Annotated in this window: 24 protein-coding genes; 6 read left to right on the top strand and 18 right to left on the bottom strand. The window is 70.2% G+C overall.

What is annotated here, in order from left to right:
* Positions 1–77: 77 nt before the first annotated feature.
* The gene (uvrA, locus tag IEY87_RS20615) at positions 78–2,918 is read right to left on the bottom strand and encodes an excinuclease ABC subunit UvrA (RefSeq protein WP_189140363.1); all 2,841 of its coding nucleotides are present in this window, start codon (positions 2,916–2,918) and stop codon (positions 78–80) included.
* A gap of 237 nt (positions 2,919–3,155) precedes the next feature.
* Here uvrA and IEY87_RS20610 point away from each other — a divergent pair, with 237 nt between their 5' ends.
* Positions 3,156–3,659, top strand: coding sequence for a maleylpyruvate isomerase N-terminal domain-containing protein (locus IEY87_RS20610; RefSeq protein ID WP_189140362.1), 504 nt, complete (start codon positions 3,156–3,158; stop codon positions 3,657–3,659).
* Between the two features lie 123 nt (positions 3,660–3,782).
* Positions 3,783–4,439, top strand: coding sequence for an MBL fold metallo-hydrolase (locus tag IEY87_RS20605; RefSeq protein ID WP_189140361.1), 657 nt, complete (start codon positions 3,783–3,785; stop codon positions 4,437–4,439).
* A gap of 196 nt (positions 4,440–4,635) precedes the next feature.
* Here the strand turns inward: IEY87_RS20605 and IEY87_RS20600 are convergent, their stop codons facing one another.
* The 13 genes from IEY87_RS20600 to IEY87_RS20540 form a co-directional block, all read right to left on the bottom strand.
* The gene (locus IEY87_RS20600) at positions 4,636–4,908 is read right to left on the bottom strand and encodes a hypothetical protein (RefSeq protein WP_189140360.1); all 273 of its coding nucleotides are present in this window, start codon (positions 4,906–4,908) and stop codon (positions 4,636–4,638) included.
* Positions 4,909–4,980: 72 nt separating this feature from the next.
* Positions 4,981–5,802 carry a CDP-diacylglycerol--serine O-phosphatidyltransferase gene (gene pssA / locus IEY87_RS20595; RefSeq protein ID WP_189140359.1) on the bottom strand — a complete coding sequence of 274 codons (822 nt, stop codon included), beginning with the start codon at positions 5,800–5,802 and terminating at the stop codon, positions 4,981–4,983.
* Entirely contained in the window at positions 5,789–6,430 is a 642-nt protein-coding gene (locus tag IEY87_RS20590) for a phosphatidylserine decarboxylase (RefSeq protein WP_189140358.1), read from the bottom strand. Before IEY87_RS20590 ends, pssA begins: the two co-directional genes overlap by 14 nt.
* A gap of 110 nt (positions 6,431–6,540) precedes the next feature.
* Positions 6,541–7,524, bottom strand: coding sequence for a TerC family protein (locus tag IEY87_RS20585; protein WP_189140357.1), 984 nt, complete (start codon positions 7,522–7,524; stop codon positions 6,541–6,543).
* Positions 7,525–7,702: 178 nt separating this feature from the next.
* Positions 7,703–8,869 (bottom strand): glycosyltransferase family 4 protein, encoded by a 1,167-nt coding sequence (locus IEY87_RS20580; protein WP_225277203.1) that lies wholly within the window; start codon positions 8,867–8,869, stop codon positions 7,703–7,705.
* 262 nt (positions 8,870–9,131) lie between these two features.
* Positions 9,132–10,748 carry a murein biosynthesis integral membrane protein MurJ gene (murJ, locus tag IEY87_RS20575; protein ID WP_189140355.1) on the bottom strand — a complete coding sequence of 539 codons (1,617 nt, stop codon included), beginning with the start codon at positions 10,746–10,748 and terminating at the stop codon, positions 9,132–9,134.
* A 40-nt stretch (positions 10,749–10,788) separates the two neighbouring features.
* On the bottom strand, positions 10,789–11,634 hold the full coding sequence (locus IEY87_RS20570; protein WP_189140354.1) for a hypothetical protein: 846 nt from the start codon (positions 11,632–11,634) through the stop codon (positions 10,789–10,791).
* Between the two features lies 1 nt (position 11,635).
* Entirely contained in the window at positions 11,636–12,607 is a 972-nt protein-coding gene (locus IEY87_RS20565; RefSeq protein WP_189140353.1) for a copper transporter, read from the bottom strand.
* On the bottom strand, positions 12,604–13,800 hold the full coding sequence (gene steA / locus IEY87_RS20560) for a putative cytokinetic ring protein SteA (RefSeq protein WP_189140352.1): 1,197 nt from the start codon (positions 13,798–13,800) through the stop codon (positions 12,604–12,606). The genes IEY87_RS20565 and steA overlap by 4 nt, the downstream gene beginning before the upstream one ends.
* Positions 13,801–13,873: 73 nt before the next feature.
* Complete coding sequence (gene recN / locus IEY87_RS20555) at positions 13,874–15,613, bottom strand: DNA repair protein RecN (RefSeq protein WP_189140351.1); 1,740 nt, start codon at positions 15,611–15,613, stop codon at positions 13,874–13,876.
* Positions 15,614–15,695: 82 nt separating this feature from the next.
* Positions 15,696–16,595, bottom strand: a complete 900-nt coding sequence (locus IEY87_RS20550) for an NAD kinase (protein WP_189140350.1) — start codon at positions 16,593–16,595, stop codon at positions 15,696–15,698.
* Positions 16,592–17,404: a TlyA family RNA methyltransferase gene (locus tag IEY87_RS20545; protein ID WP_189140349.1), complete on the bottom strand. Its 813-nt coding sequence runs from the start codon at positions 17,402–17,404 to the stop codon at positions 16,592–16,594. Before IEY87_RS20545 ends, IEY87_RS20550 begins: the two co-directional genes overlap by 4 nt.
* Positions 17,401–17,559 (bottom strand): hypothetical protein, encoded by a 159-nt coding sequence (locus IEY87_RS20540; protein WP_189140348.1) that lies wholly within the window; start codon positions 17,557–17,559, stop codon positions 17,401–17,403. The genes IEY87_RS20545 and IEY87_RS20540 overlap by 4 nt, the downstream gene beginning before the upstream one ends.
* Positions 17,560–17,682: 123 nt before the next feature.
* On the opposite strand from IEY87_RS20540, the gene IEY87_RS20535 reads away from it, so the two are divergent.
* A complete protein-coding gene (locus IEY87_RS20535; protein ID WP_189140347.1) occupies positions 17,683–18,030 on the top strand; it encodes an SCP2 sterol-binding domain-containing protein in 348 nt (115 codons plus the stop codon).
* 150 nt (positions 18,031–18,180) lie between these two features.
* Here IEY87_RS20535 and IEY87_RS20530 read toward each other — a convergent pair whose 3' ends face one another.
* Complete coding sequence (locus IEY87_RS20530; RefSeq protein ID WP_189140346.1) at positions 18,181–19,152, bottom strand: HAD-IIA family hydrolase; 972 nt, start codon at positions 19,150–19,152, stop codon at positions 18,181–18,183.
* A gap of 77 nt (positions 19,153–19,229) precedes the next feature.
* On the opposite strand from IEY87_RS20530, the gene IEY87_RS20525 reads away from it, so the two are divergent.
* Positions 19,230–19,670 carry a TipAS antibiotic-recognition domain-containing protein gene (locus IEY87_RS20525; RefSeq protein WP_225277202.1) on the top strand — a complete coding sequence of 147 codons (441 nt, stop codon included), beginning with the start codon at positions 19,230–19,232 and terminating at the stop codon, positions 19,668–19,670.
* A gap of 529 nt (positions 19,671–20,199) precedes the next feature.
* Here IEY87_RS20525 and IEY87_RS20520 read toward each other — a convergent pair.
* On the bottom strand, positions 20,200–20,622 hold the full coding sequence (locus IEY87_RS20520) for a tetratricopeptide repeat protein (RefSeq protein WP_189140344.1): 423 nt from the start codon (positions 20,620–20,622) through the stop codon (positions 20,200–20,202).
* Positions 20,623–20,722: 100 nt separating this feature from the next.
* On the opposite strand from IEY87_RS20520, the gene IEY87_RS20515 reads away from it, so the two are divergent.
* Positions 20,723–22,261, top strand: a complete 1,539-nt coding sequence (locus IEY87_RS20515) for a DUF1015 family protein (RefSeq protein WP_308112947.1) — start codon at positions 20,723–20,725, stop codon at positions 22,259–22,261.
* Positions 22,262–22,462: 201 nt separating this feature from the next.
* Here the strand turns inward: IEY87_RS20515 and IEY87_RS20510 are convergent, their stop codons facing one another.
* Entirely contained in the window at positions 22,463–22,867 is a 405-nt protein-coding gene (locus IEY87_RS20510; RefSeq protein ID WP_189140342.1) for a single-stranded DNA-binding protein, read from the bottom strand.
* Positions 22,868–22,978: 111 nt separating this feature from the next.
* On the opposite strand from IEY87_RS20510, the gene IEY87_RS20505 reads away from it, so the two are divergent.
* A complete protein-coding gene (locus IEY87_RS20505) occupies positions 22,979–23,905 on the top strand; it encodes an MBL fold metallo-hydrolase (protein ID WP_189140341.1) in 927 nt (308 codons plus the stop codon).
* 39 nt (positions 23,906–23,944) lie between these two features.
* Here the strand turns inward: IEY87_RS20505 and IEY87_RS20500 are convergent, their stop codons facing one another.
* Positions 23,945–25,246, bottom strand: coding sequence for a tetratricopeptide repeat protein (locus IEY87_RS20500; protein WP_189140340.1), 1,302 nt, complete (start codon positions 25,244–25,246; stop codon positions 23,945–23,947).
* Between the last annotated feature and the right edge of the window lie 404 nt (positions 25,247–25,650).

Here is a 25,650-nt window from a genome sequence, read left to right as displayed (position 1 = left end):
GGGCGCACCTTCTCGCGTACGGCGTCATAAGCGATCTCTCCCGTACGCGAGGCGTACAGGTCCCAGATCCGAAGGGTCTAGACGGAAAGGATCTTGCGGAGGAAGCGTCCCGTGTGGCTCTCGTCCACCAGGGCCACCTCCTCCGGCGTGCCGGCCGCGACCAGGGTGCCACCGCGTGAGCCGCCTTCGGGTCCCATGTCGATGACCCAGTCGGCCGTCTTGATGACGTCCAGGTTGTGCTCGATGACGATGACCGTGTTGCCGCCGTCGACCAGCCGCCCGAGCACCCCGAGCAGCCTGCGGATGTCCTCGAAGTGCAGGCCCGTGGTGGGCTCGTCGAGCACGTAGATGGTCCGCCCGGTCTGCCGGCGCTGCAGCTCGGAGGCGAGCTTGACGCGCTGCGCCTCGCCGCCGGACAGCGTGGTGGCCGGCTGGCCGAGCCGTACGTAACCCAGGCCGACGTCGTTGAGCGTCTGCAGGTGGCGCTTGATCGCCGGGATCGCCTCGAAGAAGGCGAGCCCCTCCTCGATCGGCATGTCGAGGATCTCGGCGATCGTCTTGCCCTTGTAGTGGACCTCCAGCGTCTCCCGGTTGTAGCGGGCGCCGTGGCAGACCTCGCAGGGGACGTAGACGTCCGGCAGGAAGTTCATCTCGATCTTGATGGTGCCGTCGCCGGAGCACGCCTCGCAGCGGCCGCCCTTGACGTTGAAGCTGAACCTGCCGGGCTGGTAGCCGCGCACCTTGGCCTCGGCGGTGGCGGCGAACAGCTTGCGCACATGGTCGAACACGCCGGTGTAGGTGGCCGGGTTGGACCTCGGGGTGCGGCCGATGGGCGACTGGTCGACGTGCACGACCTTGTCGACCTGGTCCATGCCGTTGATGCGCGCGTGCCGGCCGGGCACCGTGCGGGCGCCGTTGAGCTCCTTGGCCAGCGCGCTGTAGAGGATGTCGTTGACCAGCGTGGACTTGCCGGAGCCCGACACGCCGGTGACCGCGGTGAACACGCCGAGCGGGAAGTCGATGTCGACGCCCTGGAGGTTGTGCTCGCGCGCACCCTTGACGGTGATCTGGCGCTTCTTGTCACGCTTACGGCGCTTGGCGGGGATCGGAATGCTCCTGCGACCGGACAGGTATTGGCCGGTCATGGACTCCTCGCTGGCCAGCAGCTCCTGCACCGTGCCGGAGACGACCACCTGACCACCGTGCTCGCCGGCCCCGGGGCCGATGTCGACCACCCAGTCGGCGGCGGCGATGGTGTCCTCGTCGTGCTCGACCACGATCAGCGTGTTGCCCATGTCGCGCAGCCTGATGAGCGTGTCGAGCAGCCGCATGTTGTCGCGCTGGTGCAGGCCGATGGAGGGCTCGTCGAGCACGTAGAGGACGCCGACCAGGCCGGAGCCGATCTGCGTCGCCAGCCGGATGCGCTGCGCCTCGCCACCGGCCAGGGTGGCGGCGGCGCGGTCCATGGTGAGGTAGTCCAGGCCGACGTCGAGCAGGAAGCCCATCCGGGCGTTGATCTCCTTGACCACCCGCTCGGCGATGTGCATGTCGCGCTCGGACAGCTGGAGCTCGGCCAGGAACTTCGCGCACTCACCGATCGACATGCCGGACACGTCGGCGATCGACCTGCCATCGACCGTGACGGCCAGCGTGACCGGCTTGAGCCTGGCCCCCTTACAGGCCGGGCAGGGGATCTCGCGCATGTAGCCTTCGAACCGCTCGCGGGTCGCGTCGCTCTCCGCCTCGGCGTGCCGGCGCTGCACCCACGGGATGACGCCCTCGAAGGTGGTGTAGTAGGAGCGCTGACGACCGTAGCGGTTGCTGTAGCGGACGTGCACCTGCTCGTCGTGGCCGAACAGCAGCGACTTCTGCGCCTTCTTGGGCAGCTTCTCCCACGGCGTCGCGAGGGTGAAGCCCATGGTGTGGCCGAGCGCCTCGACGAGCCGGACGAAGTATTCGCTGGTGTGGCCGCCCGACCAGGGGTGCAACGCGCCCTCGCCGAGCTCGCGCTCGGGGTCGGGCACGACCAGGTCCGGGTCCACCTCCATCTTCGTGCCGAGGCCGGTGCATTCAGGGCAGGCGCCGAACGGCGAGTTGAAGGAGAACGAGCGCGGCTCCAGCTCCTCGAACGACAGATCGTCGTACGGGCAGTAGAGGTGCTCGGAGTAGAAGCGCTCGCGGCCGGGGTCGCCCTCGGGCAGGTCGACGAACTCCAGCGTGATCGTGCCGCCGGACAGCTGCAGCGCGGTCTCGACGGAGTCGGTCAGCCTGCGCCGCGACGACTCCTTGACCGACAGGCGGTCGACGATGACCTCGATGTCGTGCTTCTCGTACTTCTTGAGGGTCGGCGGCTCCTCCAGCCGGACCACGGTGCCGTCGACCCTGGCGCGGGCGAAGCCCTTGGTCTGCAGCTCGCGGAAGAGCTCGCCGTACTCGCCCTTGCGGCCTCTGACGACCGGGGCCAGCACCTGGAACCGGGTGCCCTCCTCCAGGTCCATCACCCGGTCGACGATCTGCTGCGGCGTCTGCCTGGCGATGGGACGGGCGCAGACCGGGCAGTGCGGCTTGCCGATGCGGGCCCACAGCAGCCGCAGGTAGTCGTAGACCTCGGTGATCGTGCCGACGGTGGAGCGCGGATTCTTGCTCGTCGCCTTCTGGTCGATCGACACCGCCGGCGACAGGCCCTCGATGAAGTCGACGTCGGGCTTGTCCATCTGGCCGAGGAACTGGCGTGCGTAGGCCGACAGCGATTCGACGTAACGGCGCTGGCCCTCGGCGAAGATCGTGTCGAAGGCCAGGCTCGACTTGCCAGAGCCGGACAGGCCGGTAAAGACGATCAGAGCGTCTCGCGGCAGGTCCAGCGAGACGTCCTTGAGGTTGTGCTCTCGTGCACCACGCACGATCAGGCGGTCTGCCACGGTGATCCCGGATGTCGAAAGGCGGATAGGTCCACGGGGGATGGTAGACGGGGGGTCCGACAATTTCGGCGGGGCCGCACACGGCCGGGCGGAAATCCGTCTCTCTCAGGTTACGGCCTACTCCCACCCCGACAGGAGGCCTTCCTGAATCAACCCCGCGACCTGCCCGTTTATGCCCATCACCGGCGACTTGACCGGTCGGGCCCCGGCTGACCTCAGATGATGAAATATCAGATCATGACCGTCCTTCAGAGACTACTGGCCGAGATGGCCGCCGCCAACGACCGGTTGCTCGCCACCGCCGCCTCCCTGTCCGACGCGGACGTCCTCGCGCCGTCCCGCCTGCCCGGCTGGTCCAGAGGCCACGTGCTCGTCCATGTCGCCAGGAACGCCGACAGCCACCTCAACCTGCTCACCTGGGCCAGGACGGGAATCGTGACCCCGCAGTACCCGAGCATGGCCGTTCGCGAGCGGCAGATCGAGTCCCGCGCCGCCCTCCCGGCCGCCGAGCTCATCGCCGACATCGAAGACAGCGTCGCCCTGGCCCGCCGCGTTCGTCCGCAGGGAACTGCACGACTGCCACCGGATGTGGGGGCACGAGCACAGCACGGTCGGCGCGGTGCGCTTCACCGGTTCCTCGCTCCCGCCCTGGCCGGACCTCGGCCGGGGCCCCGCGGTGGAGGGCGCACCGACGGACATCCTGGCCTGGCTCACCGGAAGATCAGCGGGCGAGGGCGTTAAGGTGGTGCCCGTGGGGCGATCGTGGCAACCCGGCGCGGCAGGCTCGGACCTTCCGCCGGCACCGCCGTGGCTGACGATGACCGCTCCCGCTGACCTTCCCGCGACGCCACCGAAGGACTACCCATGACCTACACAGGCGACGTTCAGGTCGGCGGCCCCGCCGACGTGCGAGAGCTGCCCGGCCTGAAGATCTACAAGCTCGCGGTCGGCCCGTACGACAACAACGCCTATCTGCTGCGCTGCACCGAGACGGGCGACGGGGTGCTCATCGACGCGGCGGCCGAGGCCGACCGCCTGCTCGCCCTGGTGGCCGACCAGCCGATCAGCGCCATCATCACCACCCACCAGCACGGCGACCACTGGCAGGCGCTGGAGCGGGTGGCCTCGGTGACGGGCGCTCAGGTGCTGGCCCACCCCCTGGACGCTCCCGGGCTGCCGATCCCGGTGGACCGCACGATCGAGCACGGCGACCGCGTCACCGTCGGCGTCGTCACCATCGAGGCCATCCACCTGCGCGGCCACACCCCGGGCTCGGTCGCCCTGCTCTACGACGGCGGCGACGACGAGCAGCACCTGTTCACCGGTGACTCGCTCTTCCCCGGCGGCGTGGGCAACACCCAGAAGGATCCCGAACGCTTCCAGCAGCTCTACACGGACGTGGCCGAGCGCCTGTTCGACCGCCTCCCGGACCGGACCTGGGTCTACCCGGGCCACGGCAAGGACACCACCCTGGGCGCCGAGCGCCCCTCCCTGCCGGAGTGGAAGGCCCGAGGCTGGTAACGACCGACACGCCGCGCCCGGGGAGCCGTACCAGATCACGCTCGCCGCGAACCCCCGCGACGGCGCCCGCGCGCGCCGTCGCGGGGACCCGCCACCTCCGGGTCAGCGGCCGCTCCCCGGCAAGCCCTACCGCGACGGGCAGGTACGGATCAGCGGGCGCCCCCATGGAAGCCCTACCGCCACCAGCGGGTACGAATCAGCGGCGGCCGAGTACGTGCACGATCCGGGTGGCGGCCAGCGCGGGATCGTCGGCCACCCCCACCAGCTCGCCCCACGACCACCGGTAGAACCACCCGTCAGGCAGGGGCACACAGTCCACGGTCTCGGCGAGCAGCGCCGTGTCGGGATGGCTGATCCGCAGCGCGGGCGGGTCGGCGCGCAGGGTGGTGGTCAGCCCGTGCCGCTCCAGCTCCACGGCCAGCTTGCCGAGGAAGTACGTTCGGGTGTGCTCACGGGGCGTGGCCGGCATGTCTCCATCAAAGCGGATGTCACCGCGAAAATCCTGCCCCTCGCGATGCCATCCGATCGAAATCCGCAGTGGTCAGGAGCCGATGCGCTCCGCCTCCCGGCGGAGTTCGCGCTTGTAGAACAGCACGCGCAGCGGAATGGCGGCGACCAGCGCGATCTGCATGGTCGCACCGATCTTGATGGGCATGTCGCCGCCTTCGGGCCAGGCGACCCAGAAGGTGAGGAACGCGACGTTCACCATGATCCAGGCGAGGACGACGGCCGCGAGCTGCCCCTTCGGCTTGGGGTACTCGATGCGGCTGACCATCAGCCAGGCCACGCCCAGCACGGCCAGCAGCGACCAGATGCCCGGCTCGAACAGCAGCACGATCGAGATCACGGTCATCGCGCCCATCGGGATGGGCAAGCCCATGAAGTCGCCGCTCTTGGTCTTGACGCAGGCGAACCGCGCCAGGCGTACGACCCCGGCGACGAGCAGGGCCGCGGCGGCGCCCACCACCGCCGCGAAGGGCAGGTCGTCGGTGAACCCACCCCAGATCACGATCATGAACGCGGGCGCGAACCCGAAGCTGATGACGTCGGCGAGGTTGTCGAGCTCGGCGCCCATGGCGGAGGCGCGGAAGCGCCGCGCGACCAGGCCGTCGAACAGGTCGCAGGTGGCGCCGATGAGCAGGAGCACCACCGCCGTGGCGAAGTAGCTGGGAGCGGGCTTGAAGTTGCCGTCCGTCTTGAGGGCCTCGATCGCCGAGGCGGCCAGCACGCATACGGCGAGGAATCCACACAGCGCGTTGCCCAAGGACAAGGAGTCTGCGGCGGACAGGCGGAACGCCTTTCCGACAGGACCGCGAGGCTCTTCCTCTTCGGCCTGCCAGCCGCCGGCGTCAGCCGTGGTCAATTCTGGTCACCCCCGCAACCGTCTTCTCGCCCACGGAAACCGCGGGGGAGATCCCTTCGGGAAGGTAGATGTCGACCCTCGATCCGAACCGGATGAGCCCGATCCTCTCGGCGCGCGCGACCTTCGCTCCGGCGCTCACGTACGGCACGATCCTGCGCGCCACCGCGCCCGCGATCTGCACCATCTCGATGTCACCGAGTGCGGTCTCGAAATGCCACACCACGCGCTCGTTCTGGTCGCTGTCCTTGTTGAAAGCCGGCAGGAACCCACCTGGCACATGCTGCACGGATGCGACATTTCCCGCAAGGGGTGCCCGGTTGACGTGAACGTTCAGCGGGCTCATGAAGATCGCGACCCGGGTGCGGCCGTCCGGCCATGGATCGACGCTCTGCACGACGCCGTCGGCGGGTGCCAGGATCCGGCCCTCGCCCGCGCTGCGGTCGGGGTCGCGGAAGAACCAGAGCATCGCACCGGTCAACGCGCCCAGCGGCACTGCCGCGAGCGCCCACCGGCGATCCCGTCGCGTCAGAAGCGCGGTGGCGGCCGCCGTGGCCACCGTCGGGAGGAGCCACGGGGAGACCCCGCGTGCGAGCCTTACACGGCCCGACTTAGCAGAATCGACTGACACGTACAACCTTCGGTGGTGACTAGGACTGAGGCGCTTTGCCGTGATGTTACAGAACACGCAACTATGACACGACGCAACTACACAAGCAAAGCGCCCCGAAAGCCATTCCGCTAGACCTGCTCCGATGGGGTTTGCTCGCTCTTACGCGCGTCAATGCGGGACTTGACCAGGCTCGCCACGGTTGTGACCACCATGGTGACGCCGATGACCGTGAGCGACACCCAGATGGGGATCTGCGGTGCCCAGGAAACCCCACTGGCGTGCAGAGCTTCCAATACCAGCTTAACCCCGATGAACCCCAGGATGAACGCCAAACCATAGCTGATGTACACGAGTCGCTGCAGTAGCCCGCCCAGGAGGAAGTACAGCTGACGCAGTCCCATCAGGGCGAACGCATTGGCGGTGAAGACGATGAACGGATCCGTGGTGAGCCCGAAGATCGCCGGAATCGAGTCGAGCGCGAACAGCAGGTCGGTGCTGCCGATGGCGATCATGACGATCAGCATGGGGGTGACCATGCGCCTGCCGTCGATCTTGACGGTGACCTTGGAGCCGACGTAGGTCTCCGTGGTGGGGAAGGTCTTGCGCGCCCAGCGGAGCAACAGGTTCTCGTTGACCTGTTCCTCTTCGCCCTTGAGGTGCTGGCGGATGATGTTGACCGCCGTGTAGACCAGGAAGGCGCCGAAAACGTAGAACAGCCAGCTGAACCGCTCAAGCGCGACCGCGCCGACCGCGATGAAGATGCCGCGCATGACCAGGGCGAGCAGGATGCCGACGAGCAGCACCTTGTGCTGATAGGCCTTGGGCACGGCGAACCGGCTCATGATGATGAAGAAGACGAACAGGTTGTCGACGCTGAGGCTGTATTCGGTGATATATCCGGCGAAGAACTCGCCGGCTTTCACCGGTCCCGCTGTCATCCAGAGGATTACGCCGAAGATCGCGGCCAGCGCGATGTAGAAGGAGACCCAGTAACCGGCCTGCCGCATCGAGAACTCGCGGGCTTCACCGCGATCAACAATCCACAGGTCGATCGCCAACACGAGCAGAAGCCCGCCGATGACGACAGCCCAAGCCCACCATGGTTCGCTCACGTTGCTTTACCTCCGGCATACACGGCGGATTGCCGGAGGTCTCTCCCGCCCGCCTGACACGCGGACCGGCAGCCCCGGGGGCCCCGTGGAGTGGGACTACACCGTGATGACGAGGCTGCCGCGAAGGGATACTCCCCTCCCTTAACGCACGCAGTATACGAGAACGCGTATGCCGCACCTAATCAGGGCTTCGATCTGACCGCTCATAGACATCCAGGACGCTCCTGACGGCATCGTCCTCCCCCGGCAACTCCGCGCCGCGCCGCGCCGCCGCCGCCGCCCACCGCGCCGCCGCCGCCGGATCCGCGATCACCTCGTGTACGGCACTCCGCAGCGCGTGCACGTCCCCGTAGGGCACCAGCACCCCGGCGTCGCCGACGAGCTCGGGGACCCCGCCGACGGCCGTGGCGACGACCGGCCGCCCGGCCATGAGGGTCTCACTGAGGCTCAGCGGCTGCCCCTCCCACCTGCTGGCCCAGACGGCCACGGTGGCGGCGGCGAGCAGGTCGGGTACGTCGTCCCGGTTGCCCGGCAGGAGCACGGGCAGCCGCTCGTCGTCGATCCTGCGCTGCAAGGCGGGGCGCAACGGCCCTTCCCCGGCGATCACGAAGAGCGGCTCCCGCCCGCCCGGCCACGGGCCCGCGGCGGCGTCCAAGAGGCCTTCGAGCCCTTTCTGCTGGGCGAGCCTGGCGATCGTGAGCACGATGGGCCGCTCCCCCGCCCCCAGTTCCGCCCGCACCTCGGCCGGGGAGCGCCGGGCGGCGCGCGGTACCGGCGCGGGCACCACCGCCGGGCGCACATCCCGGGCGCCGAGCGCACGCATCCGCTCTCCCAGATCGGGCGAGACGACCAGAACCTGATCGGCCAGCCGCGCCACGATCCGCTCCAGCACCCCGTAGACCGCCCCGACGGCGCCCCCGGCGGTGAGCGCGTTGTGCAGGGTGACAACCAGCCCCGGGCCACCCCGCCGAACCGCCGGCCCCGGCGCACCCTGCCGCACCGGCAGCCTCGGCGTACCCCGGCGAACCAGCAGCCCCGCTCCGCCCCGCCATGCCAGCCCGGCCAGCGCCCCGGCGCGCAGCCCGTGGGCGTGCACCACGTCGGCCCCCCTGGTCAGACGTCTGATCGCCAGAACCGTCCGCAGGTCGTTGACCGGATCCGGCCGCTCGGAGACGCGCACCTCCGCGAACCGGGCTCCCACCGCGCCGAACCCGAACCGCTCCTCCACGCTGCGCGGCCCCACCACCAGCACGCGATGCCCGAGCCGCGCCAGGCCACCGGCCAGCATCAGCACATGCCGCCCGGTACCTCCTGACGTGGTGCCCAGCACGAAAGCCACCCGCACAGCCACTCCTCCCTCTCGACCAACCGTCACCACCCCCGCCTCCACCCTCACAAGCCCCCGCTGAGCCGCGCACCCCCGGCTAAGCCCCACCAAGCTCTTCCCAGACGGGCGGACTCCCCCTAGCCGCAAAGACCTCCGCCCGGACTGCCCGGCTTCCGCCCGGTGCATAGGCCTCCGCCTGGTCTGATGAGCCTCTCCCCGGGCTGACAGGCATCCACCCAGCGCACGGGCCTCCGCCCGCACGAGCCCTCGCCCAGTCTCATCACCCTCCGCGCTTGCCGAGCGCGTCGGCCACCATCCTGGCGTCGGCCCGGTCCAGCAGAATCACGACACCGCCTCCCACGGCCAGCGCCAGCACGGCGGCCAGCAGCGTCGCCCCCACGTTCGCCCACGTCCCCGTCGCCCCGAACGCGCTCGCCACGGCGGCCCCCGCCCCGAACCCGGCCGCGCCCCCCACGACGGCGGCGGCCCCCGCCCGGCCCAGCCCGGCCATCGCGGCCCTGCCCCGCGCCCGCACCACGAAGAACAGCAGCACTCCCCCGCCCACGGTCATCCCGGCGGTCATCCCCAGCGCCATCCCCGCGATCTGCCACCCGGTGGGAAACGCCAGCGCGAACGCGGTCTGCGCCATCATCACCACCCCCCACCCCAGCACCGTCCCGGCCGCGGCGGCCCGGCCCCGCCCGAGGGCGTACAGCACCCGGCTCAGGTGGGCGATGAGCCCGTATCCGATCAACCCCGGCGCGAACAGCGCGACCGTCCGGGCCAGCTCGACCGGCGACACGGTGGTCTCGCTGCTGCCCAGGAACACCACCGAACCCGGCTCGGACGCGGCGACGAGCATCCCGGCCGCCACCCCCGACACCAGCACGACCGCGCGCGTGGTGCTCGCCGCGAGCGCCGAGAACGCCTCCGTCTCGCCCCCCTCCGCCTGCGCGGACAGCCTGGGAAACGCACTGGTGGCGATCGGTACGGCCAGCACCGCGTAGGGCACCAGGTAGATGGCCCACGCGTAGTTGTAGGCCGCCAGCGCGCCCCCGCCGATCACCTTGTTGGACAGGGCCAGCACGACCACCATGGCGGCCTGCTGGGCCAGGAGCGCGGCGATCCCGGCCAGGGCGAGCCTGCGCACCTGCCCGGCCACCCCTTCGGGGAAGCGCAGCGTGGGCCGCCATCGCAGCCCCAGCCGGGCGGTGGGGCCGACGACGGTGAGGACGAGCGCCAGCACGCCGAGGCTGGTCCCGATGGACAGCGCGAGCTCGGCGGCCCTCGGGACCTGGCCGGGGTCCACCGTGCCGTCGCTGAGCGGCACGAACAGCAGGTAGCCGACAATGACCACGATGCTGGACACGAGCGGCGCGACGGCGGGCCCGGCGAACCTGTTGTGCGACTGGAGCAGGCCGTAGAGCACGACGGCCACGCCGTACAGGGGGATCTGCGGCGCGAAGACGACCAGCATCCGGGTCGCGACGGCGTTCACCGCCGACGCCTCGCACCCGTCCACGCTGAACAGGCCGACGATCGGCCCCGCCAGCAGCGCGGTGAGCACGGCCACCGGGACGAGCACCACGAGCACCCAGGTCAGCAGGGCCGAGGTGATCCGCCCCACCCGGTCGCGGCCGGACCCGGGCTCGGTCACTCCGGCCGCCGAGCCGGCCAGGACCGGCACCACCATCCCGGCCAGCGCCCCGCCGATGACGACCTCGAAGACGATGTTGGGGATCTGGTTGGCCGTGAAGTAGGCCGAGGACAGGCAGTTGGTGCCGACGGTCTGGGCGAGGGCGTACTGCTTGGCGAAGCCCGTGATGCGGGCCAGGACGGTGATCGCCCCGATGAGCAGCGCGCCTCCTGCCACGCCGCGCGCGAGCCGGGACGTCACACTCCTCCTGACATTCGCCCGATCACGGTGGGCACGGTCCTCACACGGGGTCGACGGGGCGGCGCCCCAGCATGTCCAGCCGGTTGAGCACCGGGTTGCCCGCGATGACCTTGGTGAAGCTGATCTTCTCCGAGGCGGCGGTGAGCGCCGCCACGGTGCCGAGCAGGACCAGCCTGCCGGGGCGGCCGAGCTGGGTCACGGCGGCGAGGCCGAGCAGGGCGCCCAGGGCGTTGGCGCCGGCGTCGCCGAGCATCGCCTGCTCGCCGAGGTCCTCGGGCAGCAGTGCGGCGGCGGCGCCCAGCGGCACCGCGGCCAGCGCCGCCGTCATCGGCGCGTCACGGACGACGGCGGCCACGAGCAGGGGCCCGCCGGTGAGCAGCCCGACCTTGATGGCCCGGCCGGGGCGCAGGTCGAACAGGTTGGCCAGGTTGGCGGCCCCGGCGATGGCGGCGCCGTTGACCATCGTGTCGACCGGGCCGCGGGAGACCAGGGCGGCGGCGGCGAGGCCGGTCGCGCCGATCCCGAGGATCTTGACGGCACCGCTGGTGACCTCGCCGCGCGCGAGCGCCGTCAGGTGCCCCTTGAAGCCCTTGGACGAGGTCGTCCCGTACAGGTCGTCGTAGGCGCCCAGCGCTCCACTGCCCGCGCCCGCGAGCAGGGCGGCCATCCGCACCCGGGGCGGCAGACCGGGCGCCATCGCGGCGGCCGCGCCGGCCCCGGCCACGAACGCGGGGCCTTCCAGCAGCGTGATGGGCTCGCCCCGGTGGTTCTTGCGGGCCCAGCGACTGCCCGTGTCCCTGTCCCGGGTGAAGGCGGTGTAGGCGGCGCGGGCCGCGGCGGCGCCGAGCGTGGCGCCGGCGAGGGCGTAGAGCAGGCCACGGGCCATGTCAGCTCCCTGACTCGGTGGATGACGGGGTCGGGGTCGGCTCCACGGGCTGGAACGCGCTGACCCCCTGGCCGGTGCCGTATTGTCCGGCGCCCCCGCTCACTTGCTCCCGCAGAGCATAGACGGTCACGACCCGGCCCTCAGGCAGATCGACCCGGTCGACGCTGGAGACCCGCTTGGCGAGCTCGGCGTCCTCGCGCAACGAGGTGATCACGCCGCCGGCGGCGGCGGAGGTGGGCGGCCCTGCGATCACCACGCCCTTGCCGCCGGCGTCCAGCCCGCCGGCGAGCGTGGTGAAGGCCGCGGCCTGGGCCGGTGCGCCGTCGCCTTCGAAGGGGGTCTCCGGCGCGAGCATCACCGCGAGGGTGGCCCGCTTGCCAGGGTCGCCGTCGAGGTCGAGGAACCCACCCGTCTCCAGGCCGGTGAGCACGGCCTCGGCCGTCTGGTCGGCGACGCCCACCTGGGCCTGGTCGGCGGTCATGACGGTGGCGGCGATCAGGGTGGCGGCCTTGTCATGCGTGGTGGCCGTCGTAGCGAACGTCATCTCGGCGGGTTTGAGCTGGTTGACCAGGCCGTCGAGCACGCCCGCGCTCTTGGGGTCGAAGTATCTGTCGGCCAGCGACAGGCGGCCGGTGATCACGGCGCCGGCCGTGGTGAGCATCTCCTGCTCGGCCTCGCGCATGCTGGCGTTGACGCCCGGCGCCTCCACCAGCAGCACCTGCTCGCCGGCGAGCTCACCCTCGACGAGCTTCGGGGTGAGGGTGGTCACGAACGAGTCGGTGGCCTGGTTGCGTCTCAGCAGCTCGTCGATCTGCCCGCGCTGCTCCTGCTTGTCGGCGGTGAGCTGGCGCGTCAACTCCTCGGCCGACCTGATCGCGGGATTCTCCAGCAGCGTGGTGCCGAGAACGATGCCCACGGCCAGCGCCAGGAAGATGGCGACGATGGAGACGAGGTGATAGCGAAAATCGATCACGAGAAGAGCCCGACCAACCAGAAGATGAAGGAGTTCCAGATATCTTGCAGGCCGTTCAGCCAGGTCTGGCCGAGCGGCGACAGCGCGAGCGCGACACCCATCGTGATCAGCGCGGTGATCGCCAGCAACAGCAGCTGCGGGGTGGAGATGCGGCTGCGGTAGAGCATGCTCACGCCCTTGGCGTCAACGAGCTTGCTGCCGACGCGCAGCCGGGTCAGGAAGGTGCTGGCCATGCCGGAGCGGCCCTTGTCGAGGAACTCCTCCAGCGTGCCGTGGGTGCCGACGGCCACGATCAGCTCGGCGCCCTTGTCGTCGGCCAGCAGCATCGCGATGTCCTCGCTGGTGCCGGTCGACGGGAAGATCACGGCGTCGCGGCCGAGCTGGTGGACCCGCTCCAGGCCGGGCGCCCGGCCGTCCCGGTAAGCATGCACGATGAGCTCGGCTCCGCAGGTGAGCGCCTTGGTGGAGACAGAGTCGAAGTCGCCCACGATCACGTCGGGCAGGTAGCCGGCCTCCAGGAGCGCGTCGGCGCCGCCGTCGACGCCGATGAGCACCGGCCGGTATTCCCTGAGGTAGGGGCGCAGGGTGGCGATGTCTTCTTTGTAGTGATAGCCGCGCACCACGATGAGGGCGTGCCTGCCCTCGATGGGCGTGCGGATCGGCGGCACTCCCACCCCGTCGATGAGCAGCTTGCCCTCACCGCGGACGTACTCCATCGTGTTGACGGCGAAGGCCTCGATCTGCACGGCCAGGCCGGCCCGGGCCTCGGCCATGGCGGCCTCGACGGCTTCGGGAGTCTGCGCTTCGCCCTTGCCGACGACCTCGTCGCCGACGTAGACGGCCCCCTCGTGCAGCCGGACGGTGTCGCCGTCCTTGATCCGCTCGAACAGCTCCTGGCTGGCGTTGTCGATGAACGGGACACCGGCCTCGATGATGATCTGCGGGCCGAGGTTGGGGTAGCGACCGCTGATGCCCGCGGCGACGTTGACCACGCCCGCGGCCTCGCATGACACCAGTGCCTCCGCGCTGACCCGGTCCACGTCGACGTGGTCAATGATCGCGATCTCGCCCGGCTTGAGGCGCTTGGTGAGCCTCTTCGTCCGCCGGTCGATTCGCGCCACACCCGTGACACCGGGAAGGTCGTTGACCTTCCGTCCGCGGAGGCCCGGCATCCTGTTACCCGGAACCTTCATCAAGACCATCCTGCCAGAGGGAATCACTTAGGAGGCCACGCACTGCGGGGCGTGTCCACTATGTCACGCAGGATCACCGGTCGTTGGCGGCCAGGCCGAGCAGTTCCTCCGCATGTGCCCTGCCCAGCTCGGAGTCCTCCAGTCCGGCCAACATGCGTGACAGCTCCTTGACCCTACCTTCGTGATTGAGCGTGACGACGCCGCTGCGCACTACGCTGCCGTCCCCGGCCTTCTCCACCACCAGGTGCTGGTCGGCGAAGGCGGCGACCTGCGGCAGGTGGGTGACGACGATCACCTGCGCGGTGCGGGCCAGCCGGGCGAGCCGGCGCCCGATCTCGACCGCGGCCTTGCCGCCGACTCCGGCGTCGACCTCGTCGAACACGAACGTGGGCACCGGGTCGGCGCCGGCGAACACCACCTCGATCGCGAGCATGACCCGGCTCAGCTCGCCGCCCGAGGCGCCCTTGTTGAGCGGCAGCGGCGGCGCGGCGGGATGGGCCGCCATCCGCAGCTCCACCTCGTCGACGCCGTCGGGGCCGAACTCGGCCGCCTCGGAGAGTTCGACGGTCACCCGGGCGTGCGGCATGGCCAGGGCGGTGAGCTCCTCGGTGACGGCCCGGCCGAACCGCTCGGCGGCCGCCACCCGGACCCGGGTGAGCTCGGCGGCCTGCTCGGTCAGGCGCTCGGTCAGCTCCTCGAGCTCGCGGGTCAGCTCGCCGATGCGCTCGTCGTCGCCCTCGAGCTCGGTCAGCCGGCCTGCGGCCTCCTGCGCCCAGGCCAGGACCGACGCGCTGTCCTCGCCGTACTTCCTGATGAGCCCGGTCAGCACCGAGCGCCGCTCCTGTACGGCGGCCAGCCGGGCGGGGTCGCTCTCGATCGACTCGGCGTAGGCTGCCAGGTCGGTGGCCACGTCGGCGATGAGGTAGCCGGCCTCGGCGAGCCTGTCGGCCATGTCGGCGAGCTGGGTGTCGAAGTCGCGCACCGCCTCGACGGCGGAGCGGGCCTCGCCCAGCAGCGAGATCACGTCATCCGCACCGCCGGTGGCCTCCATCGGGTCGCCGAGCAGCGCCGTGTGGGCGGTGGTCGCGGCGCTGCGCAGGGCGTCGGCGTGCGAGAGCCGCTCCTCCTCGACGAGCAGGTCCTGGTCCTCGCCCGCCTTCGGGTCGACCTTCTCGACCTCCCGCAGGCCGAACCGGAGCAGGTCGGCCTCCTGCGAACGCTCCCTGGCCCTGGTGGTGAGCTCGTCGAGCAACGCGGCGACCTGCTTATGCCGCTTGTAGGTCTGCGTGTAGGCGCGCAGCGGCTTGACCAGGTCGTTTCCGGCGTAGCGGTCGAGGGAGGCGCGCTGTCTGGCGGGCTGCAGCAGGCGCTGCTGGTCCATCTGCCCGTGCACGGCCACCAGGTCGTCGGCGAGGTAGGTCAGGGTGCCGACCGGCACGGTGCGGCCGCCGAGCCAGGCTCTGGACCTGCCCTCGGCGGAGACGGTGCGGGAGATGATGAGCTCGCCGCCCTCCACCTCGCCACCGACGTCCTCGACCTGCTGGGCGACGCGGCCGCCGCCCTCGATGACGAGCGTGCCCTCGATGGTGGCCTTGTCGGCGCCCGGACGGATGCGCGAGGGGTCGGCCCGGCCGCCGAACAGCAGTCCGAGCCCGGTGACGACCATCGTCTTGCCCGCACCGGTCTCGCCTGTGACCACGTTGAAGCCCGGCGAAAGCTCCAGCACGGCCTCGTCGATGACGCCGAGTCCCTGGATGCGGACCTCCTCGACCCTTGGTCGCAACTGCCCACTCCCGTCACTTCCGTGTTTCATGATCACGCGCTCGGCAGAACGCCTCAGGCATGTTCCGAACACCTGTGCGCATGTGATCCTACGCGCTCGCTCACCAATTGACTCAGGGTCGCACCCTTCCGCGCCACCCCTGAACGGGTAGTTCGAACTTGGCGACCAACCGGTCGGTGAACGGCGCGCCGGTGCTCTCCACCCCGTGCAGCCTGGCCAGCCGTACCGGCTCGCTGCCGCGCCGGACCTCCACCCGTGCGCCCGACGGCAGGTCGAAGCGCCGGCGGCCGTCGCACCACAGCACCCCGCCGGGCGTGTCGGGGAGGATCTCGACGGCGAGCGTGGAGCGCGGCGAGACGACCAGCGGCCGGGCGAACAGCGCGTGCGCGCTGATCGGCACCATGAGCATGGCCTCCACCTCCGGCCACACCACCGGACCGCCCGCGGAGAAGGCATAGGCGGTGGAGCCGGTCGGTGTGGCGCAGATCACACCGTCGCAGCCCCAGCGGGACAGCGGGTGGCCGTCGATCTCGGCCACCACCTCCAGCATGCGGTCCTGCTTCTCCACGGTGATCTCGTTCAGCGCCCAGGTGTCGGCGATGATCTGGCCGTTCTGCCTGGCGAGCACGTCGATGGTCATGCGCTCCTCGACGTCGTAGCGGCCCGCCACCACGCTGTCGACGGCGGTGGTCAGGTCCGCGACCTCGGCCTCGGCGAGGAAGCCGACGTGCCCGAGGTTGACGCCGAGCAGCGGGGTGCCGGTGGGCCTGGCGAGCTCGGCCGAGCGCAGCAGCGACCCGTCGCCGCCGAGCACGATCATGACCTCGGCGTCTTTGACGGCGCTGGGCTCGCCCGTCACCACCTCCGCGCCATGGCAGCCGAGGTCACCCGCCTCCACATCGAGCACTTTGACGCGAATGCCCGCATCGAGGAGCCGGTCGATCACCAGGCGGGCGCTCTCGATGGCGGCTTCCCGTCCGGTGTGCACGGTGACCAGCACGGTCCGGTTCATTGCGGCCCTTCCGCCACGGCCCGCCGGATCTCGGTCTCGAGGTCGGCGACCGGCGGCTCGCCTTCACCCTTGCCCAGCCAGAGCAGGTATTCCACATTGCCCGCCGGTCCGGGCAGCGGGCTGGCGACGACCCCGCGCACGCTCAGGCCCAGCTCCCGCGCCTTGGCGGCGGCCTCGCGCACGGCGCCGGCCCGCAGCTCGGGATCGCGCACCACACCACCCGCTCCGACGAGCTCCTTGCCCACCTCGAACTGGGGCTTCACCAGCATCACGAAGTCCGCCCGCGGTGCCGCGACCGCCACCAGGGCGGGCAGCACCAGCCGCAGCGAGATGAACGACAGGTCGCCGACGATCAGCGTCGGCGGCTCGCCGACCTGATCGGGCGTGAGATCGCGGACGTTGACCCGCTCCATGACCGTCACCCGCTCGTCGCTGCGCAGCGGCCAGGCGAGCTGGCCGTAGCCGACGTCGACCGCGAGCACGCCGGCGGCGCCGCGGCGCAGCAGCACGTCGGTGAACCCGCCGGTGGACGCACCCGCGTCCAGGCAGCGGCGTCCCTCCACCGACAGCTCGCCGAACGCGTCCAAGGCCCCGACCAGCTTGTGCGCGCCACGCGAGACGTAGTCGGGCCCGTCGTCGGACTCCGCCACGACGATGGCCGACGCGGTGTCCACCTGGGTCGCGGGCTTGGCCGCGCGCCGGCCGCCCACGCTGACCCGGCCCGTCTCGATGAGCTGGGCCGCCTGCTCCCGCGATCTGGCCAGGCCGCGGCGTACCAGCTCGCTGTCGAGCCGGAGCCTGCGGCTCACTGGGCGTCCACAGCGCCGAGGGTGGCCTCCAGCCCGGAGAACGCCTCGTCGAAGACCGCCACGTGGTCGCTCACCGGCAACCCGGGCAGGCGGGCCAGCCCCGCGAGGACCGCGTCGACCCGCTCGTCGCCGGTCTCCTCCGGCAGCTCACTCATGACACGACGGTAACGCCTCGCGGAAGCGTCCGGGACCTTGGAAGGGGTGTCAGTCGTTGGAGGTTCGTACCAGCGACCGTGATGTGGAACGCTACGGACCGTAAAAGGGCAGAAGGGAACACCATGGCAAGCGTCGAGGAGTGCCGGACGGCACTGGTCAAGCTCGTCGCCCAGTTCGACGAGATCGACGAGGCGGACCGGGCCAAGCATGTGGTCGAGCGTACGGTCAGCTGCAGATTGTCCGACCTTGACGTCGTCTTCTACGGCCGCCTGCACCACGGAGGGCTGGACCCGTTCCTGGAGCAGGCTCCGGCCGACGGCAAACCGGCCGACGTCAAGCTCACCATCGGCAGCGACGACCTGATCGCCCTGGCCGACGGCCGGCTCGACCTGGCCCGCGCGCTGTTCGGCGGCCGGGTGAAGATCGACGCAAGCTTCGGCGACCTCCTCCGCCTACGCCGCCTCCTATGACCTCCAGCCCACCCAGCTGCGCCGCCCCCGCCACCTCCAGCTCCAGGCTGCCCGGCGGCACTCGTGCCACCCCCAGCCCGCCCGGCGCCCTCCCCTGCGGTGCCGCCTCCCGCGACCTTCAGCTGGTACGGCGATCGACCGTGGACGGTGTCAGGTGATGCGGTCGAGCACCGGCTTGACCGCGTCCTCCTCGGCGCTGCCCGCACCCGCCTCGGCCCAGGCCGCGTCGCAGGCGGCGCGCAGCCCGTCGATCCGGCTGCCGTCTCCCTCCAGGCGCAGCGAGCCGTTCACCCACCCGGCCCGCCAGCCTCCGCAGTCGCCGTGCCGTACCTCTGGATAGGGCCGCAGGAGCGCGGACAGATCCTCACTCACGTACGTCGGCCTGCGCCGGGCAGGCGCCGTGAGCAGGTCGAGCGGAGTGCAGACGCCCGTGAGCACCGCCAGCCCGTCGACACCCGCGTTCACGGCGCCCTCGATGTCGGTGTCGAGCCGATCCCCCACCACCAGCGGCCGCCGCGCCCCGGTACGGATGACCGACTCGCGATGCAGCGGCGGATCGGGCTTACCCGCGTACACCGGCTCCACCCCCGTGGCCGTGGCGATCACCCGGACCATCGACCCGTTGCCCGGCTGCTCCCCGCGCCCCGTGGGCATCGTGCTGTCGCCGTTGGAGGCCACGAACAGCGCCCCCTGCCGGACGGCCAGCGCCCCCTCCGAGAGCAGCCCGTACGACAATCCCGGCGCGAACCCCTGGACCACCGCCACAGGCGAGTCCGCCGCCGTGCTGACCGGCCTGAGCCCCTGGTCCCGTACCGCCAGCCGAAGCCCTGACCCGCCCACCACCAGCACGTTCGACCCCGCCGGAACCCTCTCCGCGACCAGCCGCGCCGCAGCCTGCGCCGAGGTGACGACATCGGCACTGCCCGCGGGCACGCCCAGCGCGCGCAGGTGCGCGGCGATCGCGGCGGGCGTCCGCGAGGCGTTGTTGGTCACGTACGCCAGCCGCACGCCACGCCGCTGCGCCTCCTCCAACGCCCGCGGCGCCCCCGGCACCGCCCGATCACCCAGATAGACGACCCCGTCCAGGTCCAGTAGCAGGGTGTCGTAGCCGTCGATCAGCACCGCGCCTCATTCCGTTGACTCTCACGTCGCGTCAGACCTTAGCCTCGGCGGCGTACCCACCTATGAGGAGGCTGACCATGTCCATGGAACTCAATCTCACCCAAGAGGATAAGGCGGAGCTTTTTGGCGATTTCCCCCCGGAGGAGTACGCGACCGAGGCGGAGCAGCGATGGGGCGGCACCGACGCCTGGACGAAGTCGGCCGCCCGTACCCGGTCGATGACCAAGCAGGACTGGGCCCGTTTCACCGCCGAGGCGGCCGACATCTCCGACCGGCTGGCGGCCCTGATGCTGGCCGGCGCCCCGGCGACCGGCGAGCAGGCGATGGACCTGGCGGAGGAGCACCGCGCGCACATCACCCGCTGGTGCTATCCGTGCGGGTACGACATCCACCGGGGTCTCGCCGAGCTGTACGTCACGGACCCGCGCTTCACAGCCGCCATCGACCGCACGACTCCCGGCCTGGCGACGTACTACCGGCACGCCATCCTGTCCAACGCCACCCGCCACGCCCCCTGACCCAACCCGAACCCACGCTCTCCCCACCACCTCGTCAGCCGCGCCAAGCCGGGACCGGAGTTGGACACCCCGCTGAACCGCCCCGGTTCAAGCTCGGGACCCGGTTCGGGTTGGGCACCCGCTTAGGGCTCAGGACCCGGTTCAGGCTCAGGTCGACCCTGTCCGGTAGGCCGGGCCAGTTCTCTTCTGGTCGGGGGCGGGTCGGGTCAGGGTGGGGTCGGTCGGGTGAGGGCCTGGTCGGGTCAGGGGTGGGGTCGGTCGGGTGAGGGCCTGGTCGGGTCAGGGGTGGGGTCGGTCGGGTGAGGGCCTGGTCGGGTCAGGGGTGGGGTCGGTCGGGTGAGGGCCTGGTCGGGGCAGGGTGGGTCGGTCGGGTCTGGGAGGCGAGGGCGCGCATGCTCTGGAGGCAGGCTCACCGCAAGGGCTTCACTCGTGGGCGGGCATCTTCCGGCGTCAGCTCGGCGATCAGGAACCGCTTGCCCTTCGAAGCTGCCCTCGTTGCGTAAGCGCCGCTGCCGAGAATCTCTCGGGTCTACATCTCCCGCCGCGCGCGCAGCGTCGCGCGCACACTCTTCAAGGCCGACACGTAGTGGTTCTCGTCGGGGCGCATGGCCACAGCGATGGCCAGCGGCTCCTGGGCCCCCTCGATGTCACCCGTGCGCCACAGCGACAGCCCCAGCCCGAAATAGGCGTAGTCCTCCGCCGGGTTCGCATCGACGATCTGGCGGAAGCTGCTGGCCGCCTCGGCGTACTGCCGGGAGTTGAACTGCGCCCTGGCCAGCGCCTCCCGGATGCTGCGCGAGTCGGGCTCAGCGACGGCGGCCCGCTCCAGCAGCGCGGCGGCGGCAGCCGGACTACCTTCCTGCAACAACTTCACCCCACGCTGGTACCAGTCGTAGACATCACCACCCGGGGTCCCATAAGGGTCATCGTGTACGTTTCCGCCCTGAACCATACGTGAGCTCTCCTTCTTCGACATACGACGATTTCCTGCGGAATCGGACGCCGTCGTGGCGTCGGGGCTACTACGGAAAGGCTCAAGGGTTTATGGCAGCATGCCCGGTATGGGGATTTCCGAACTGCCGATACCGGATGGGCTTGTGCTACGCCCGTTCCGAGGTGTCCGTTTCGCCGTTGATGATCCCGCCAAGGTGACCTCCCCACCGTACGACCTGATTTCGAACGGGGACGCCCACACCTTGCTGGACTCCCATCCCAACAACGTCGTCCGTCTCATCCTTCCCGCCCCGCCCCCATCGGACGCCCCCATCGAACATGTACGGCAACTCCCCGAGGCTCCCCAGCCAACCGATGCGACAAATACCGACACAACTCCTAACCGTCCCCAAGGCTCCGCCCCATCGCCCTCCCGGTACAGCGAGGCCCGCAACACCTTGCTGGCCTGGCTGAAGTCCGGAGTGCTCGTCCGCGACGAACAGCCGGCCCTGTACGTCTACGAGCAGCGCGGCCAGGACGTCCTCCAGCGCGGACTCATCGGGGACGTGGGCCTGACCGATCCCGCGCAGCGCATCATCCTGCCGCACGAGGACGTGCTCCCCGGCCCCATCACGGACCGCCTCGCGCTCATGAGCACCACCCAGGCCAACCTCGAACCCATCTTCCTCCTCTACAACGGCGACCACGGCGCGGCCACGACGCTGGTGGACGAGGTGGCCGCAACGCGCCCGCCCCTCATCACCGCCCACACGGAAGATGACCTGACCCACCGCCTCTGGTGCATCACCGACCAGGCCGAGATCGACGCCATCAACGCCGACCTCCACCCCCGCCAAGCGCTCATCGCCGACGGCCACCACAGATACGCCACCTACCGCGTCCTTCAGCGCCAGCAACACCTCACCCAGACCACCGCAGCCTCCGCCGAACCCCAGCCGACCACCGCACCCCCCACCGCAGCTCAGCCGACCACGGCACCCCCCGCCCCAGCCGAGCAAACGATCCCGCCGGCCTCAGAAGACACACCCCGTACGGACGCTCTGAAGCCCGGACCGAGCCGGCGTGAGTCGAGCCCATGGGACTTCGGCCTCGCCCTGCTCGTGGACTCCACCACGTACGCGCCGAACCTCCAGGCGATCCACCGGGTCATCCCCGACCTCCCCCTGGAGGAGGCGGTCGCCCGGGCGAGGGGATCCTGGCGCGTCCACGATCACGGGGACCTCGAACATGGCCTGGCCGCCCTCGGCGCCGTCGGCGAGCCCGCATTCCTGCTGGCCGGCGAGGAAGGCGTCCACCTCATCACCGACCCTGATCCCGTGCAGCTCGCCCTCGCCATGCCCGCCGACCACTCCGACCGATGGAACTCGCTGAACACCTCCATCCTCACCGAGTTCGTCCTACCGAAGGTGTGGGGCCTGGAGGACAACGAGCAGACCGTACGCATCGTGCACCACGACGCTCAGGCCGCCGCGAGACTGGCCATCACCACGGGCGGCACCGCCGTCATCCTCAAGCCGCTGGCCATGAACGACGTGCTGGCAGTCGCGGCGGGCGGCGAACGGGTCCCCCGCAAATCCACCTCCTTCGGCCCAAAACCCCGAACAGGCCTCGTCCTCCGCACCTTCGCCACCGACTGAGCCGACCCCACCCCGCACCGGCTGGACCACCCTCACCCGGCCACCGGCCCAGCCGGCCAAGCCGACCTCAACGCCACCGGCCCAGCCGACCCGGTGGATCTCAGCGCCACCGGCTCAGCCGACCAGGCCGGCCTCAACGTCACCGGCTCAGATGGCCGACCTCACGCACGCCCGTACGCCACCCACCGCACCCCCATGCCATCAACTCGCATCAGCGAGATAAGCCACTGGCCGGGGCCACAAGGACTCCGGCGGATCGGGTTCGGCCAAGGACTCCGCCTGAGGCAAGAGCTCGGCCTCGAGCGGTCTGACCGTGCTCACCTCCACCTGGTAACACCAGATCTTCGCCCCCGTCGGGCCGTAGACCCGGCAGCGGAAGGCACCGGTGATCTCCATCGCGTCTCGGGGCTTGAGATTCCGGACGAGCTCGGCCGCCTCGGGGTCGAAGGTGACGCAAGGGATGCTGTCCGTGTGGCTTCCGACGCGCCCGTGCTTGCGGCGGCGCACCAGCAGCCGCCATTTCGTCATGATGTCGCCGCTCGGCAGGCGCCGGTCCTCCACCGCCGCCGACAGCCGCCCCACCAGCAAGACCTCGTTGCGGTCCACTGTCGTCCTCCCCTTGATGTCGTGGTGGAGATCACTCTCTACGATGAGAGGGAGTCCGGTTCGGCTCGAACGCCGTTCTGGGGATAGCCGACGCTGCTCGGGAGTGTGCCTGTGGACAACATCACCGCGCTAGGCGGCGACGTCTATGAGATCGACACGAAGATGGCCGGCTACACCGGAATCACCGCCGGCTACCTGATCCTCGGTGATCGCCCATGCCTGGTGGAGACCGGGACCTCGACGTCCGCGCCGGTGGTGCGCGATGCGCTGGCCTCGCTGGGCGTGGGCCCGGAGGACCTCGCCACGGTGGTGGTCACGCACATCCACCTGGACCACGCTGGCGGAGTGGGCGATATCGCCAAATTTTTCCCGTCTGCGCAGGTGGTCGTACATGAGAAGGGCGCGCGGCACCTGGCCGAGCCGTCCCGCTTGATGGCCAGCGCCCGCATGGTGTGGGGAGATCGCCTCGACACACTTTTCGGGGAATTGTCGCCCACCGAAGCCGAACGCATCGTCGCACTGGGCGACACCGGAGCCATCGATCTCGGCAACGGCAGAACACTGAGCAGCCATTACTCGCCCGGCCACGCCAAGCACCACGTGGGCCTGATCGATTCCGCCACCGGTGACCTGTATGTCGGCGACGCCGCGGGCGTCTACCTGCCCGAGACCGGCGACCTCCGTCCCGCGACGCCCCCACCGGACTTCGACCTGCAGACGGCACTCAACTCGATCGCCCTGTTCGAGGCGCTCGGTCCGCAGCGGCTGCTGTTCAGCCACTACGGACCGGTTGATGCCGTACATGAAACGCTCGAACGATCCGCGGAAGAACTCCAGATCTGGGTGGATCTGACCCGCCAGGCCCACGCCGAGGGCATGGACCTCGATCATGCCGTCGCGATGGTCCGCGACCGTACCAAGGAGCGCTACAGCGCGCTCGCCGCCGATGACGGCGCGGCCGAGCAGCTCGAACTCCTCAGCGGCGCTCCCTCGAACGTCGCGGGCATCCTGCACTGGCTCGACCGCGTCACGCCGTAACTCTTCATGCGGGTACGGGAGCCGTACCCGCATGAAGGCTTACTTGTCGCGCTTCGAGGTGTCCTGAGGCTCCTCGTCGGGCTGGTCGAGGATGTCACCGAAGTCCGGCTCGATGAAAGCCGGGGTGATGCTCGGAACACCAAGCTCCATGACCTTCTCCGGCTGCGCAGCCGGAGAGACATCGCCCTCCGAGTCACCCGACCCGGCAACCTCCGAGACCTCGTCCGACTCGGCGTCCTCCAGGTCATCCAGAAGATCACCCGACCCGGCATCCTCCGCCCCATCTTGAACGCCGTCCCGCTCCGCATCGCGCGGCTCGTCCTGAACGTCGTCCTGCTTCGCATCAGGGCCATCGTCCAGAGCGTCGTCCCGCTCCCCATCACGCGGGTCATCCAGGACGTCGCCTCGATCAGCATCCTTCGAGCCGCTCGGAACTTCATCCCGCTCCGGTCCAGCCTCAGCGGGAGTGTCCGCCAGATCGCCGGCGGCGACTTCCGTCACCTCGACCGAATCAGAAGTGTCCTGATCGATCCCCGGCTCGGCGTCTTCCGGATACTCGTCGACGAGCTCGTCGGACTCCTCCGCCGCCGAGTCTTCGAGAAGGTCACCCTCCTCCACGGACGCCTCGTCGGAGTCATCGTCGTCGACGAATTCCTCCTCGACGTCCTCGATGACGGTACCGGTCAGCTCGGCGTACCGCTCGGCGGCCTCCGTCTCCCCGTCCTCGTCGAAGGCCATCGCCCTGCCGAACCAGTCCGTGGCCGCCTCCTCGTGCCCCGCCTCGGCCAGCGCGTCAGCGTAGGCGTAGGCGAGCCGCGCGGACCAGGGCTTCGGCTGCGAATCGCGCAGTTCGGGCAGGCGCTGGAGGGTGATGACGGCGGCGTCGTGCTGCCCGAGGTCGCGCCGAGCGCCAGATTCGACGATCGACAGCTCGATACGGCCTGCCCGGTCGAGACGATCAGCCTCCCGCGAACGCACAAGGTCCAGCGCCCGCTCCGGCCTGCCCATCCCCCGCTCGCAGTCAGCCATGATCGGCAGGTACGCATCCGAGCCGGTCATTCTCCGCGCGGCACGCAGGTCGCTCAGCGCCTCGGAGAAGTGCCCCGCACGGTAGGCGACGATGCCGGCCGCCTCACGTACAACGCCGATGCGGGCCGCGAACCTACGAGCCGCCTTGGTGTGTTCGTACGCCTTGTCGGGATCATCCTGTTCGAGAGCACGCTCGGCGGCGATCATGTGCCGGCCGACCAGCTCCGCCAGGTCGTTGGGCAGGGACCGAAGCTCCTCACGCACTTCCTTGTCGAGCTCGTCAGCCGTGATGTCCGGCTCAAGCTCGGGCAACGGTTCGCGCGCCGGGGCCTCCGCCGCACGGTCGTCCCTGCCGTACCTCGCCCGCGTCCCACTGTCGGGACGCTCCTCACGCGAATCCCGTGAGAACGACCGCGAACGGTCATTACCGCCCTGATACCCGCCTTCCCGCCGAGGCCCACGATCGTCCCGATCCCGGAACGGCCGGCGCTCACCACCGGCGGAACCCGCACGATCGTCCCGCCCACGGAACGGAGGCCGGCCCTCGCCACCCCCACGCTGCGGCCCACGATCGTCCCGATCCCGGTACGGCCGGCTCTCGCCGCCGGAGGCACCCTCACCACGAGGGCCACGGTCATCCCGATCCCGGAACGGCCGACGCTCACCCGAGGCACCCTCAGGACGACCACCACGATCGGAACGGAAATCACTACGAG

Source organism: Nonomuraea glycinis, assembly GCF_014646515.1.
In the GTDB taxonomy this organism is placed as follows: Bacteria; Actinomycetota; Actinomycetes; order Streptosporangiales; family Streptosporangiaceae; genus Nonomuraea; species Nonomuraea glycinis.
Note: the sequence above shows the minus strand (reverse complement) of the source record. Positions and strands in the feature narration are given on the sequence as shown.